We start from the raw sequence: 13183 nt of genomic DNA on the forward strand, positions 1-13183 counted from the left end.
TGGGGATAAGGGAATGAAGGGGGTGGGGAAATCGGATGGACTGAAAAGAAGGCGGCACTCCGGCGTCAGACGCCGAGGTATTCCTGCAGCATGCCCATGTTGCCGGCCAACTCGTTCTGCGCGAACTGCTTGACGATGCGGCCGTGCTCCATGACATAGAAACGGTCGGCCAGCGGCGCGGCGAAACGGAAGTTCTGCTCCACCAGCACGATGGTGTAGCCCTTGGCCTTGAGTGTGAGGATCATCTCGGCGAGCTTCTGCACAATGACGGGCGCCAGGCCCTCGGAGATTTCATCGAGCAGCAGCAGGCGAGCGCCGGTGCGCAAAATGCGCGCCACGGCCAGCATCTGCTGCTCGCCGCCCGACAGGCGCGTGCCGGGGCTGCCGGCGCGTTCCTTGAGGTTGGGGAACATCGCGTAGATCTCGTCCAGGCTCATGCCGCCCGGGCCTATGGTGGGCGGCAGCATCAGGTTTTCTTCGGCCGTGAGGCTGGCAAAAATCCCGCGCTCTTCGGGGCAGTAGCCCACACCCAGCCGGGCCACCTTGTGCGGCGCCAGCTTGATGGCTTCCTCGCCGTTGATCTTGATCGAGCCCTTGCGCGCGCCCGTCATGCCGACGATGGCGCGCATGGTGGTGGTGCGGCCGGCGCCGTTGCGTCCCAGCAGCGTCACGACTTCGCCTTCATTGACTGTGAGGTTCACGCCATGCAGGATGTGCGATTCGCCGTACCAGGCGTGCAGGTCTTCTATCTTGAGGAGCTCTTTGGTCATCTAGTGAGCTCCCTGTAGTTCGGTGTTCGCCGTGCCCATATAGGCTTCGATCACCAGCGGGTTCTTCGCCACTTCGGCATACGGGCCGTCGGCGATGATGGCGCCGCGCTGCAGCACGGTGATGCGGTCGGCGATCGAGGACACCACGTTCATGTTGTGCTCGACCATCAGGATGGTGCGGCCGGCCGAGACTTTTTTGATCAGCTGCGTCACGCGGTCCACGTCCTCGTGGCCCATGCCCTGGGTGGGCTCGTCGAGCAGCATCAGTTCGGGTTCCAGCGCCAGGGTGGTGGCGAGTTCCAGCGCGCGCTTGCGGCCGTAAGGCAGGTTCACGGTCAGCTCGTCGGCGAAGGCGCTGAGGTCGACCTCGGCCAGCAGTTCGCGGGCGCGGCCGTGCAGGTGAAACAGGCTGTCTTCGGGCTTCCAGAAGTGGAAGGAGGTGCCGAGGTTGCGCTGCAGCGCCGCGCGCACGTTTTCCAGCACCGTCATGTGCGGGAACACGGCCGAGATCTGGAAGGAGCGTACGATGCCGCGACGCGCCGTCTGCGCGGGCTGCTCGAAAGTGATGTCGTTGCCGTTGTAGGCAATGCTGCCCCGCGTCGGCGTGAGGAATTTGGTGAGCAGGTTGAAGAAGGTGGTCTTGCCCGCGCCGTTGGGCCCGATCAGCGCGTGGATATGCCCGCGCTGGACCTTGAGGTCCACGTTGTTGACGGCCACGAATCCCTTGAATTCCTTGGTCAGCCCTCGTGTTTCGAGAATGAACTCCACTGACAAATTAGTCTCCGGCGGGGTGGGGGTTGAAATCACGGGGCGCGAAGGCCGACGCGGCAGGTATGCAGCCGCGGGCATAGGCCCGTGAAACACAGTTGGTCATCCTAGCCACCCACCTTCCCAGGCGATACCGGGCAGACCCTTAGGTAGTTTTGCGTCATGGGCAACCCTGAGAGGGCGCTCGCAAAAGCCCGCCTGGCGTTGTTGCGCCGCCTTGCCGTGCCTGGTGCACTGTCTGCGGCGGCGCGCCTAGCCAGACGGGCTTTTGCGAACGCCCTCCGTGCTTCTTGCTTGCAAGGGAGCGCCCTCGCTGCGCGGGCGGGGGGCGCGGCACCGAGGGGATTTTGAGAGCGGCGTCTGCGCTTACTGCTCGCGGTTGCGGCCTGGGCCGCCTTCGCCGCGCTGGCCGCGCGGGTTGGCGGCGTCGGCCTGGCGGATCGGCTTGTCGGGGGTGGCGTCGCGTTGTGACTGTTGCTGCTGTTGCTGTTGCTGTTGACGGCGTTGTTGCTGTTGCTGCTCCTGGGCCTGACGCTGCTGTTCTTGCTGCGCACGCTGTTGCTGCTCCTGCTGCGCACGTTGTTGCTGTTGTTGCAAATGCTGCTGCTGTTGTTGCAACTGCTGCTGCTGTTGTTGCAACTGTTGTTGGTGCTGTTGCTGCTGTTGCTGCCTTTGCGCGGCTTGCTGCTGGCGGGCATTTTCCTGGTCGCGCTGGGCCTGCTCGCGGAGGGCGCGCTGGCCTATGGGTTCTTCACCGGAACGGCGCTGCTGTTCCAGCTGGGGGCCTTGCAGCTTTTCCCGTTGTTCCTGCTGCTGGCGCTGCTGTTCGCGCTGGGCTTGCTGCTGGCTGCGCCGGGCCTGTTCGGCGGCATGGCGGTCGGCGTTGGCGCGGGCATCGGCGCTGGCATTGGCCGCCTGGGCGCGTTCCTGTGCCTCCTGGCGGGCCCGCGCGTCGCGCTGGGCCTGTTCGCGCAGGGCGCGCTGGCCTATGGCTTCCTCGCCCTGGCGGCGTTGCTGTTCCAGTTGCGGGGCCTGCAGCTGTTCCTGCCGCTCCTTTTGCTGGCGCTGCTGTTCGCGTTGGGCGCGCTGGCTGGCTTCGAGGGCGCCGCGGTCCGGTGCGGGCGCGGGCCGTGCAACCGGGGCCGTGGCGACAGGCGCGGTGGGGGAGGCGGGGGCAGCGGCTTGTGGCCGGGCATCGTGGTCCCTGCCGGCAAAAGGCCCGGCGCGGTGGTCGTCGCGGTTGTTGTCATCGCGCCGGCCATCGCGGCCGTCCCTGTGGTCGCCACGCCTGTCGTCGCGGCTGCTGACCACCGGCCGCGCGGCCACGGCGGGCGGCGGCAAAGCGGCGGCGGCCACGGGGCGTTGCCGTTCGCGCAGCTCCGCTGGGTTCGGGCGCTGCGGCAAGGCGCCGCGATCGGCCACGAGTTGCGCGCGGCCCAGGTCGGCGCTGCTCAGGCGGTGGGGGTTGCCGTGCACCGGCCGGCCGCGCTCGAAGTCCTCGCGGCTGACGGCCGTGACGGCGGCGGGCTGGCGCTGGTAGCGGTAAACATTGGTGACGTTGACGGTGTTGTTGACCACGATGTTGTTGTTCACCCGGGTGACATAGCGCGGGCTCACGCGGTAGGCCGGGCGGAAGGCCTCGCCGGGCGCTAGCGGGAACCAGCCCACGCCGGGGCGCGCCGCGCCGCCGACGGAGATATTCCAGCTCACGCCGCCGCTGCTGCCGCCGACAAAGGCGACCAGTGCGGGCGCGTACACCGGGCGCGGCGCTAGCCGTCCCGGCACCCAGGCCCAGCGCGGGCCTATCTGCGCCCAGCGGCCGTAGTGGAAGGGCGCAAAACCCCAGGGCGCGTCGTCGACCCAGGTCCAGCCCCAGGGCGAGACCCAGGCCCAGTGGCCCATGCGGTAGGGCGCCCAGTTGGCCGGCACGGCGCGCGGTATCCAGACGGCGCCGTAGGCCGGGTCCTGGCTCCAGTTGCCGTAGCTGTCGAGCTGCTGGTAACCGACGGTTTCGCGCGGGACATAACGCGCCGACACCGACTGGTTCTCAAGCCGGTCGCGGTTGGCGGCCCACAGGTCGAAGTCATCCTGCCGCGTGGCGCCCGGCCCTGCCGGCACCAACTGCGTGCCGGTGAAATTGGCCTGCTGCCCGCCGGCCAGGTTCACCGAGGCCGAGCCGTCGCCGTAAATCACGCCGCCGCCCGACTGCGCGATCACGCGCGTGGTGTTGCCGGCCGGGTCCACGTCGAGGCGGTAGTCGCCGGGCTGCGACACCACAAAAGCCAGGTTGGGCGTGTCGACTTCCAGGCGCTGGCCCTCGAACAGCTGGCGCACGCGCAGCTTGAGCGTGCCCTGCGCCAGTCGCAGCTGGGTGGTGTTGTCGTCCAGCGCGAGCAGGTCCAGGCTGGTCTGCTTGTTCATGCGCACGGCGGTGGAGCCGGCATAGAGTTCGGCGCGCGCCTGCGGGCCCGTCCACAGCCTGTCGCCGGCGGTCAGCGGCCGGTTCAGCACGGCGGGTGTCCAGGCATCGGCCGCATCGCCCGGCGCAAAACTCACGGCGCCTTCGGCCAGGTTGAGCCGGGCCACGCTGCTCGGCGGGTCCGGCGCCTCGCCCTGCGGCGCGGGCTGCTGCGCCCAGACGACGGGCTGCAGCAGTGCCAGCACAAAGGCCACGGCCAGCAGCACGAAGTACCAGTAAAGGTCGGAAAGCCGGAAAGCCCGCAAGGCATCACGGGCGGTGTCGTGGGATGAATGGGTGTCGGTGCTGGTCATGGTGCACGCTCTCTTCCTGTCGTTGCGGGCCATCGTTGATGGGGCCGTGTGGAGGCTGTGTGGAGGCTTGTGGCCCTGTGTAGACCACCATACCCATGACAACGCGCCGAACGATGGATGGACTGCTAACAAGCGGTAAAGATTGCGCCATTCAAGGGCGCGATGAAACAGGATGTAATGCCGGCGTCGGCAAACACGCTGGGTTGATGTGAGACGATGTCGCCCATGCAAAACTTCTGGCCTTCGAGCGGCTTCGAACAACTCCAGCCCACTGTGCGCGGCTGGCTTCAGCCCACCGACGACTACCTGCGGCTGTTCCTGGCGCGGCCCGAGCTGGCGCTGGTGCCCGAGTCCTGCGAGGCCGAGCGCGCCTTGCATGCCGCGCTGGCGGCTTCGCCCTCCAGGCCGATGGCGCCCGGCGAATTGCAGGCGCTGCAAGACGCGGATGCGCGTGACAACTACGCCTTGTTTTTGCGCTTTCGCGACGGCCTGCTGGCCGCGGGCACGCTGGAGGCCTATTACCTGGGCCTGTTTCCGCGCGACGGCACGGGCCGCATTGACATACCGCCGCTCTTCATTGATTTGATCGTGCAGGCCATGCTGCGCAACTTGCTGGCCGATTCCATGGATGCCTACGAAGTGCGCGCGGCCGAAATGCTTTTTCGCCCCCAGCGCATCAGCACCGAAGGGGGCAGGGTGCTCAGCGGCGACCTGGCGGTCATTGACATGTTCCATGAAACCGGCGGCGTGGGCGATTTCGGCCGCTTCCTGGCCGAGGCCGGGGCGCCTGTGCCCACCGTCGAGTTGCAGGTGCTCAATGACGGCAATGCCGCCGCGTACTGGCAAGAAACCGAAGGGACTGGCGGCCACCGTTTTTTGCTGGACCTCACGCACGAGGTGAACAACGAACTGGGACACGGCCTGGTGCTGACGCTGGTGCGCGCGCGTTCGGGCCTCAAGGCGCTGGCCGGTGTGCTGCAGAAATGGGTGGCGCATTTCCTCGGCGTCGCCGTCACCATTCGCCCCGTGCAAAAGGTCGACGACGAGGCCTGGCGCTGGCACCTGGGGCTGGACGCCGAGGCGACGGCCCTGCTCAATGATCTGTATGAAGGCCGCGAGGTGGAGCCGGCGCGCCTGCAGAGGCTGGTCAGCCTGTTCCGGCTGGACTTTGCCGACCCGCGCGAGATGCGCGCCGACGTGGCGGGCAAGCCGGTGTACCTGGGGCTGATGATGGACGCCGGCGGTGTGCTCAGGCTCAAGCCGCAAAACCTGCTGGTCAACCTGCCGCTACCGCCGGCGGCTTCCTAGAAGGCCAAGCCTTCAGTCGCTGCCCTCCACTTCCACCACCAGCACGCGGGCTTCACCCACCGGCGAGGCGATGTGCTCGGTGCCGGCGCTGGCGAAAAAGATGTCGCCGGTTTCCAGCATCACCGAGCATTGGCCGCAGTTGTCGCGGTAGCGCATCTCGACGCGGCCGTCGAGCACGGCAAACACTTCTTCGCCCTCATTGATGTGCCACTTGTAGGGTTTGTCGGTCCAGTGCAGCCGGGTCGTGATGCCCTGCATATTGGCCACCGTCATCGCGCCCCAGGCGCGTGTCGCGGTGAAATCCTTGCTTCGGATGATCTTCATATCGTTCTCCATCGGGTGAGCGCGTGGCGCGGTGAAAGCCACGCCATGCTACGTCGCGGGGCCGACGGAAACATGAATTCTTCGGCCCGCATTGATTCCATAAGCGCATCACTGAAATGCCCCGCCCCTGGCTCCGCGGCGCTAAGATGATTCGCATGAAAACCGTATGGCTGCCCGGCGGCGAAGCCGTTCCCGCCCTGGGCATGGGCACCTGGAACATGGGTGATGCGCGGCCTCGCCGCGCCGACGAACTCGCGACTTTGCGGCTGGGCCTGGACCTGGGTTGCACGCTGGTCGATACCGCGGAAATGTATGGCGAAGGCCTGTCCGAAGAGCTGGTCGGCGAGGCGCTGCAGGGCCGGCGCGACGAGGCTTTTATCGTGAGCAAGGTGTATCCGCACAATGCCTCCAAGGCCGGCATGGTGGCGGCCTGCGAGCGCAGTCTGCGCCGGCTGCGCACCGACCGCATAGACCTTTACTTGCTGCACTGGCGCGGCTCGGTGCCGCTGGCCGAAACCCTGCAGGCTTTCGTGGCGCTGCAGAAGGCCGGCAAGATACGGCACTACGGCGTCAGCAACCTGGACCTGTCCGACATGCAGGAGCTGTGGGACTTGCCCGGCGGGCAGGAGGTGCAGGCCAACCAGCTGCTGTACAACCTCACGCGGCGCGGCATCGAGTGGGACCTGCTGCCCTGGCTGCGCGAGCGGCGTGTGCCCGTCATGGCGTACTCGCCGATCGAGCAGGCGCGCCTGCTGCGCCATGCGGGCCTGGCCCGCTTCGCCCAAGGCCACGGCATGCTGCCGGCCCAGGCCGCGCTGGCCTGGCTGCTGGCGCAGGAGGGCGTGATCGCGATTCCCAAAACCAGCCATCCCGGCCGCCTGCGCGAGAACGTCGCGGCGGCCGGCATTCAACTCAGCCCTGAACAGCTGGCCGAGCTGGACGCGCTGTTCCAGCCGCCTTCCAGGGCCGCTCCGCTGGAAATGATCTAGGCGTATCGACGGCGAGCGTCAACGCGTCAGCCACATCCCCACCGCCAGCAAGGCGGCCTGGACGGCCATGGCGATGTAGAGCGGCTTGCGGGAAGGCGTGGCGGCGTCTTGCAGCGTCTCGCCGATACGCTGCGTGAGCAGTGCGCGCAAGGCCGGATCCGGCGCGCCGGGCGCGGGTGCGGCGGCAGTTTCCGCGGCGCGGCCTTGCTGCCATTGCGCCAGCAGGTCGGCCAGCGGCAGGCGATTCAGCACAAAATTGACCATGCCGCGCACCGCCCGGCCTTGGCCCAGCACAGGCGCCAGTTGCTGGACGATGGCATCGGCCGACAGCACGTCGGCCACGCGCTCCAGCGCGCCTTTGGTCCGCGGCATGGCTTCGATGCGTCCGGCAATCGCGTCCGTCAGGCGCTGCGACATGGCTTCCCCATGGTTCATGACGACCTGCTGGATGGCCCGGCTGCGGCCACGCGCCACGCCCAGCATCAGGTAGATCGGCACAAAGGCCAGCAGCAGAAAACCGACCAGCAGGGGTGGTGAGAACAGCAGGGCGAGGACGGCGCCGCCCGCGTGCGCCGCGGCGGGCATGCCGGGGCCGGACAGCCGGCTCAGGTAAAAGAAGAACACGCCGCCGCCCAGCAGGAAAGCCAGCAAAAACCCCATGGCGACGGAACCGGCAAATGCCACACCGGCTTTGGCGCCGGTGCGCACCATGGATGGCGCGGCGGAAGAAGTTGATGACATGCAAGGCCTCCCTGTTTTGTTGAGGGCCTGATCATAGGTGGCCCAGGCCGGGGCCATCGCCGATCGAGACGCCCGCCCACGCGGATCACGCTAGGGCTGCGCGGCGCCGCCATGTTGTATAGACAGGGCGGCGAATAAAATCGAGGCTCAAAAACCGGCTGCATGCGGGGTGTTTTTTCATTCGCCTTATGCTTGGCAGACCCCATCAGGAGACTTTCCCCATGCTTCGCAAGATTCTGTCCTTCATCGCCCTCGCGTTCGTGCTTTGCGCCGCGCAGGCCCAGACCTACCCGGCCAAACCGATACGCCTGATCGTTCCCTTCCCGCCCGGCGGCGGCACCGACATCCTGTCGCGCCTGGTGGCCAACAAGCTGACCGAGGTCAGCAAGTGGACGGTGATTCCCGACAACCGCGGCGGCGCCGGCGGCACCATCGGCATCGCCGAAGCCGTGCGCGCCGCGCCCACGGGCTACGACATGGTCATGGGCCAGAAGGACAACCTGGTCGTCGCGCCCTGGCTCTACAAAAACCTGAGCTACGACCCGACCAAGGACCTGGTGGCCGTGGCCCACGTGGCCTACACGCCGGTGGTCATCGTCACGGGCGTGCAGTCGCGCTTCAAGACCCTGGCCGACGTGGTGGCCGCCGCCAAGGCCGCGCCCGACAGCATCACTTACGGCTCGCCCGGCAACGGCACGACCATCCACCTGGCCGGCGAGATCTTCAACAGCGCCGCCAACATCAAGCTGCGCCACGTGCCCTACAAGGGCTCCAACCCGGCCATGATGGACGTGCTGGCCGGCAATGTGGACCTCATGGTGTCCTCGCTGCCCTCGGCCATCGCCCAGATCAAGTCGGGCAAGCTGCGCCCGCTGGCCGTCACCTCGGCCCGCCGCAGCACCTCGCTGCCCGAAGTGCCCACCGTGGCCGAACTGGGCTACAAGGACTTTGACGTCAGCACCTGGTACGGCCTGTTCATGCCGGCCGGCACGCCCAAGGACATCGTCGCCACCGTCAATGCCGAGGTCAACAAGCTGCTGGCCACGCCCGAGATGAAGGCCGCCATCCACGCCCAGGGCGCCGAAGTGCAAAACATGACGCCCGAACAGTTCTCCAGCCTGCTCAAGACCGACTATGTGAAGTGGAAAAGCATCGTGCAGGCTTCCGGCGCGACCATCGAATAGGCCGTTTCACGCTTTCCCGCAAAAAGGCGGCGCCCGGMCGGGCGCCGCCTTTTTTTCTGGCCGGACACCGCTTTTTGCGCCTTGCCGGCCGTCCTGTACGGGGGCGGGAACCCCTGGGCACGGCCGCAGGCCCGGAGTGGCTTAAAATCACGGGCTACGCCATTTTTAACCCGGAGTCTTCCATGCCCAAGAAAATCAGAGTCGAAGCCGACATCTGCGCCCCCAAGCCAGTCCCTCCCAAGGGCTACACCATCACGACCGGCCGCGGCCAGAAGATCAGCCTGGAGCGCGGTTCGCACACCCGCAGCAAAAAGAACCCAGGCAAGCGCCCCCACCAGGGTTGAGCCGGTTTGCCGATGCGGCCCCAGGCCGCATCCATGAAAAAAGCGCCTCTTCAGGCGCTTTTTTCATGGCCAAAATGGCTGGCGTTCGGCGAATTGGGTTCAGTGTGGCGTCCAGCCCAGGTAAAAACTCGTCTTGTTGGGAGCCGGCCCTGATGTTTAATCCATGGATAACGTTAAACGGGGGAGTACTAAAAAATGTTGTCCAGAATTGCAGTTTTCCTGGTCCTGGGACTTGGATGCCTTTCCATTTCAAGCAGCCAGCCGGTTGCAAAACCCGTCGTAACAATAGATCCCCGGGTGCCGCACGCATTTCCCGTGGCGATTTACCGCAATATCAGGGCGGATCATTTGAATCAAATGCTGGTTGATTCATTTTCGGAATTCAATTTTTCCCTGCTTGCCAAAAGAAAAGATGCGGATGACAGCACGGTCTTCCAGTTCTCCTATCCCATGGACAAGAACGGCAAATCCGGAACCGTGATTTTTGAATTCAAGGTTGACGGCACCGTTGTCAAGAACAAGTGCATGAATTGCTTCTTGCGAAGGGGACGAATACTGAACGAGAGGGACATGGGGAAACTGCCATGGATGGCCCAATACGATCTCAGCAGCCGGCTCTACCCGGACATCGATCAGGCGTATGCGTCGATTAAAAACAAGTCGCAGAACTACCTGGATCCCCAACACGGGTTTGAGTACAAAAACATGTGGAGCGGGGAGCGTAACCGCCCGGGTTACGACAACTCCTACGTCAAGGTCAAACTGCCGGATCTGAAGCGGGAGGTAGCCCGTGCCTTCACGGAGTCCGGATTCATTTTGCTGCGTGACAGCAATCCTGCCGCCGATGCGGCTGATTCGGTTCTGGCGTTTTCATTCCCGATTGACAGCGACAGTCCCAATGGTGTGGTGTATTCGATTCAATTCGCAAGCCAGTTTGATGCCGACGGCTTTTGTTTCCCTTGCGAAACAGTGCGGCTGTATGACCCCTATCAAACACTGCAGCCCGCTGGTTTGTCCGCCATGTCCGGCAGGCTGACACTGGCTTCGCGGTTTGAGTCCGGACTCAATGGCGCCTACGAGAAAACCAGGGCGTCAACGGAACGGTATCTTCGGCCGGGAACGCAGTACATTCGGCCGCCAAAAGCTGCTTCGCTGGGCTCCGCACGGCCACCACCACCTCCTCCAACATGAGTCTGCGCTTGCTGGTTGGTCCAGCCAATCACGGCCCGCTCCTCTATGGGCCGTGGTTTGACAGGCTGTTCCTCTTTGGCACCGCCGGCATCGCGCTGGTCCTGGGTGCTTTGGCAACCATCTCGCCCGCGATGTTTGTGGCAGTGGTGCTGGTCGACGTCTGGCTGTTCGCCAGCCCCCACGTCATTGCCACCTACACCCGCATTGGTTTTGACAAAGCCCATGTCAAAAGGCACTGGTTCCTGATTTTTGCTTTGCCGCCCATCGTGCTTGTCGGGGTCACGATGGTGGCCCTGGCCTATGAGTTGGGTGGCCTGTTTACTTTGTATTTCATCGCCCAGACCTACCATGTCACCCGGCAGTCCTTCGGCATTTCAAGGGCGTGCAGAAAGGCCGACCCGCAAGCCGCTGGCCCCGACCGCCTGTCGGAGAGCCTGATCTACCTCTTTCCGCTTTGGGGCTTGATGCACCGGTGCACAACGGCCCCTGAATTCTTCTATGGCTACCCCATCTACCTTCCTCCTGTCGACGCCGCGCTGACAGGCGTAACAGGCATCGTCGCCGTCTTTTCGTGCGCGTGGTGGGGGTACCGGCAGCTGCGCCTTGCGCTGGCCGGGCGGCTCAACGCGGGGCATTGCCTGTTTGTGGCATCGCACCTGCTGGTTACGGCGGTTGCCTACCTGTGGGTCACCGACATCACGTCGGGGTGGCTGGTGGTGAATATCTGGCACAACCTGCAATACCTGCAGTTTGTATGGCTGCAGAATGTCCGCCGTGACGCACAAGGGCCCATAGCTACCCAGGACCTTCAGCGCCTGGTGAAACCATTCAAAAATGCGGGCAAATACCTCGCCCTGTGCCTGGTGCTGGGCGCGGTGATGTACGAAGCGCTCTCGGTGGCCGGCCAGCAACTGATCTGGTTGGGCTTGCCCACCGTGTTCATTCTGCATTTCACCGTGAATTTCCATCACTACCTGGTGGACGGCGTGATCTGGAAAAGACCTAAGTGGCCTAAGTCCGCTGCTTGATGCATCCAGTGCGGGAGTAGGGGTGAAAGCGAATTTGCGTCAGGCCTTCGCCCAGCGCTGGGCAATCTTCACAAGGGCATCCACCGACGGGTTCGGCCTGTGCTTGTTCCAGGCAACCGCGATGGTCACAACGTCGACCGCGTCTCGCAGCGGCTTGATGCTCACCCCTGTTGTATTCATCTTCCCCAGTGCGGAAGGCACGACGGCCACGCCCTGTCCGCACGCCACGAATGCCAGCTGGGACGCGACCGACATCGCCTCATGAAGAATCCGCGGGGAAAAACCGGCATCCCTGCAAGCGGTCACCACGTCGTCGAAGTAGGCGGGGCTGATGGAGCGGGGGAACAGCACGAAGTTTTCCTCCGAAACATCCGCCAGCTTGATCGACTTGTGCCTTGCCAGTTTGTGGCTGGACGGCAGGGCCACGGCCAGCCGGTCTTTGATCAAGGGCACCGCGGTCACGGCGCCGTAGCTGCCGTTTAGCCGGACAAACGCGACGTCCATGTCGCCGCTTTCCAGCGCAGCAAGCGCGCTGGCCGTATCCGCCTCCTTGAGAGAGACTGTGATGCCCGGGTGTTCTTTCTTGACGAGCTCAATGATCTCGGGAAGCACATCGAACATCGCCGAAGTGATAGTCCCCACTGTCAGCACGGCGGTACGGCCGCCCGTCGCCTCCCTGACGGAAAGCTCAAGGCGCTGCACCTGCTCCGCAAATTTCTGCACGGCAGGAAGAATCGCCAGGCCGGCCGCCGTCAGCGTCACCCCGCTTTGCGAACGCTCAAACAGCCTGGCCTTCAGGGCATGTTCCAGGACCTGTATCTGCTTGGTCAGGGGCGGTTGGGACATTCCCAGGCGCTTGGCCGCCTTTCCGAAATGGCGTTCTTCCGCAACCGCCAAAAACAGCCACAGATGCCGAAGGATTCTGAAGTTGATCATTTCGATTCCTTTTGTGTATGGATTCAATAGTCTCAAGGTAATAGACGCCCTTCCTCAAGAGCGAGAAACTGATGTCACGCAAAGGAATCGATTTTCTCCATTGCAAGAAAAATGTAGCCGAAACAGCGCAGACATCCAACCTCAATCCAACACATGACCGAAGAAAAACTTCTCCAGCGGCTCTACCAGCTCGACACGAACACCGTCTCCGACGCGCTTGATTTTCTCGAGCTCAAAGGCGCCACTTTCGGCCTGCGTCCTCTCTGGAACTGTCCCAAGATCGTCGGGCTCGCCAACACGATCCAGCTCGGGCCCAAAACCGACCCTCGCGCCACGGTCCACCCCATCACGCCCGTGATCGCCGAAGTCAACTCCGCGAATCGCATCCTGGTGATTACAGGGGGGCTGGAAGGCATCTCCTCCTGGGGTGACCTGGTGGCGAATGCGTCCCAGCTGAAAGGCATCAAGGGCACCGTTCTCGACGGCGTCTCGCGGGACATCGAGGGCAGCGAGTCCATTGGCTACCCCGTCTTCGGCCGTGGCGTGACGATGATCAGCGCCAGGAACAGGGTCGCGCAAATCTCCTCTGGCGAACCGATCCAGGTGCAGGGCGTCACGGTCAGCCAGGACGACTATGTCATCGCGGACCGCTGCGGAACCGTGTTCGTTCCCGCCGGCCGTATCGAGGAAGTCGTCGCCCTGGGCGAAAAGATTGCCGCGCGGCAGGACGGCATGGTCCAGGCCATTCGCGCCGGCCGCTCCGTCTCCGAAGTCATGCATGACAAGGAGTTCGCCGCCATCGTGGTGGAGACACAAAAATGAGCATGG

The 13183-nt window shown here is 64.4% G+C and carries 13 protein-coding genes; 7 read left to right on the plus strand and 6 right to left on the minus strand.

Going from position 1 to position 13183, the window contains the following annotated elements:
- Nucleotides 1-65: 65 nt before the first annotated feature.
- From AC1D1Y_RS01320 to AC1D1Y_RS01330, 3 genes are all read right to left on the minus strand, one after another.
- Complete coding sequence (locus AC1D1Y_RS01320) at nucleotides 66-770, minus strand: ABC transporter ATP-binding protein (protein WP_477653740.1); 705 nt, start codon at nucleotides 768-770, stop codon at nucleotides 66-68.
- Nucleotides 771-1544, minus strand: a complete 774-nt coding sequence (locus AC1D1Y_RS01325) for an ABC transporter ATP-binding protein (RefSeq protein WP_477680759.1) — start codon at nucleotides 1542-1544, stop codon at nucleotides 771-773.
- A gap of 360 nt (nucleotides 1545-1904) precedes the next feature.
- Nucleotides 1905-4310 (minus strand): DUF6600 domain-containing protein, encoded by a 2406-nt coding sequence (locus tag AC1D1Y_RS01330; RefSeq protein ID WP_477680760.1) that lies wholly within the window; start codon nucleotides 4308-4310, stop codon nucleotides 1905-1907.
- A 225-nt stretch (nucleotides 4311-4535) separates the two neighbouring features.
- Between AC1D1Y_RS01330 and AC1D1Y_RS01335 the strand changes: the two genes are divergently transcribed.
- On the plus strand, nucleotides 4536-5618 hold the full coding sequence (locus AC1D1Y_RS01335; protein ID WP_477680761.1) for a DUF6352 family protein: 1083 nt from the start codon (nucleotides 4536-4538) through the stop codon (nucleotides 5616-5618).
- 12 nt (nucleotides 5619-5630) lie between these two features.
- Here the strand turns inward: AC1D1Y_RS01335 and AC1D1Y_RS01340 are convergent, their stop codons facing one another.
- Nucleotides 5631-5942, minus strand: coding sequence for a cupin domain-containing protein (locus tag AC1D1Y_RS01340; RefSeq protein WP_413330334.1), 312 nt, complete (start codon nucleotides 5940-5942; stop codon nucleotides 5631-5633).
- 155 nt (nucleotides 5943-6097) lie between these two features.
- Here AC1D1Y_RS01340 and AC1D1Y_RS01345 point away from each other — a divergent pair, with 155 nt between their 5' ends.
- A complete protein-coding gene (locus tag AC1D1Y_RS01345; RefSeq protein ID WP_477680762.1) occupies nucleotides 6098-6931 on the plus strand; it encodes an aldo/keto reductase in 834 nt (277 codons plus the stop codon).
- A gap of 18 nt (nucleotides 6932-6949) precedes the next feature.
- Here AC1D1Y_RS01345 and AC1D1Y_RS01350 read toward each other — a convergent pair whose 3' ends face one another.
- On the minus strand, nucleotides 6950-7672 hold the full coding sequence (locus AC1D1Y_RS01350; RefSeq protein ID WP_477680763.1) for a hypothetical protein: 723 nt from the start codon (nucleotides 7670-7672) through the stop codon (nucleotides 6950-6952).
- Between the two features lie 221 nt (nucleotides 7673-7893).
- On the opposite strand from AC1D1Y_RS01350, the gene AC1D1Y_RS01355 reads away from it, so the two are divergent.
- The 4 genes from AC1D1Y_RS01355 (at nucleotide 7894) to AC1D1Y_RS01370 (ending at nucleotide 11419) form a co-directional block, all read left to right on the plus strand.
- A complete protein-coding gene (locus tag AC1D1Y_RS01355; protein WP_477680764.1) occupies nucleotides 7894-8856 on the plus strand; it encodes a Bug family tripartite tricarboxylate transporter substrate binding protein in 963 nt (320 codons plus the stop codon).
- Nucleotides 8857-9038: 182 nt separating this feature from the next.
- Complete coding sequence (locus AC1D1Y_RS01360) at nucleotides 9039-9200, plus strand: hypothetical protein (protein ID WP_007863796.1); 162 nt, start codon at nucleotides 9039-9041, stop codon at nucleotides 9198-9200.
- Between the two features lie 195 nt (nucleotides 9201-9395).
- Nucleotides 9396-10391, plus strand: coding sequence for a hypothetical protein (locus AC1D1Y_RS01365; protein WP_477680765.1), 996 nt, complete (start codon nucleotides 9396-9398; stop codon nucleotides 10389-10391).
- Complete coding sequence (locus AC1D1Y_RS01370) at nucleotides 10388-11419, plus strand: hypothetical protein (RefSeq protein WP_477680766.1); 1032 nt, start codon at nucleotides 10388-10390, stop codon at nucleotides 11417-11419. Before AC1D1Y_RS01365 ends, AC1D1Y_RS01370 begins: the two co-directional genes overlap by 4 nt.
- A 39-nt stretch (nucleotides 11420-11458) precedes the next feature.
- Here the strand turns inward: AC1D1Y_RS01370 and AC1D1Y_RS01375 are convergent, their stop codons facing one another.
- Entirely contained in the window at nucleotides 11459-12355 is an 897-nt protein-coding gene (locus AC1D1Y_RS01375) for a LysR family transcriptional regulator (protein WP_477680767.1), read from the minus strand.
- Nucleotides 12356-12508: 153 nt separating this feature from the next.
- Between AC1D1Y_RS01375 and AC1D1Y_RS01380 the strand changes: the two genes are divergently transcribed.
- Nucleotides 12509-13177, plus strand: a complete 669-nt coding sequence (locus AC1D1Y_RS01380; protein WP_477680768.1) for an RraA family protein — start codon at nucleotides 12509-12511, stop codon at nucleotides 13175-13177.
- Nucleotides 13178-13183 lie beyond the last annotated feature (6 nt).

Source organism: Polaromonas sp. P1_G1 (assembly GCF_056405595.1).

Bases quoted from the DNA above. Each gene is read 5' to 3' on its own strand.
- AC1D1Y_RS01370 (WP_477680766.1), top strand. From the start codon at position 10,388: ATGAGTCTGCGCTTGCTGGTTGGTCCAGCCAATCACGGCCCGCTCCTC.
- AC1D1Y_RS01340 (WP_413330334.1), bottom strand. From the start codon at position 5,942: ATGAAGATCATCCGAAGCAAGGATTTCACCGCGACACGCGCCTGGGGC.
- AC1D1Y_RS01320 (WP_477653740.1), bottom strand. From the start codon at position 770: ATGACCAAAGAGCTCCTCAAGATAGAAGACCTGCACGCCTGGTACGGC.
- AC1D1Y_RS01365 (WP_477680765.1), top strand. From the start codon at position 9,396: ATGTTGTCCAGAATTGCAGTTTTCCTGGTCCTGGGACTTGGATGCCTT.
- AC1D1Y_RS01330 (WP_477680760.1), bottom strand. From the start codon at position 4,310: ATGACCAGCACCGACACCCATTCATCCCACGACACCGCCCGTGATGCC.
- AC1D1Y_RS01375 (WP_477680767.1), bottom strand. From the start codon at position 12,355: ATGATCAACTTCAGAATCCTTCGGCATCTGTGGCTGTTTTTGGCGGTT.
- AC1D1Y_RS01350 (WP_477680763.1), bottom strand. From the start codon at position 7,672: ATGTCATCAACTTCTTCCGCCGCGCCATCCATGGTGCGCACCGGCGCC.
- AC1D1Y_RS01355 (WP_477680764.1), top strand. From the start codon at position 7,894: ATGCTTCGCAAGATTCTGTCCTTCATCGCCCTCGCGTTCGTGCTTTGC.
- AC1D1Y_RS01345 (WP_477680762.1), top strand. From the start codon at position 6,098: ATGAAAACCGTATGGCTGCCCGGCGGCGAAGCCGTTCCCGCCCTGGGC.
- AC1D1Y_RS01360 (WP_007863796.1), top strand. From the start codon at position 9,039: ATGCCCAAGAAAATCAGAGTCGAAGCCGACATCTGCGCCCCCAAGCCA.
- AC1D1Y_RS01335 (WP_477680761.1), top strand. From the start codon at position 4,536: ATGCAAAACTTCTGGCCTTCGAGCGGCTTCGAACAACTCCAGCCCACT.
- AC1D1Y_RS01380 (WP_477680768.1), top strand. From the start codon at position 12,509: ATGACCGAAGAAAAACTTCTCCAGCGGCTCTACCAGCTCGACACGAAC.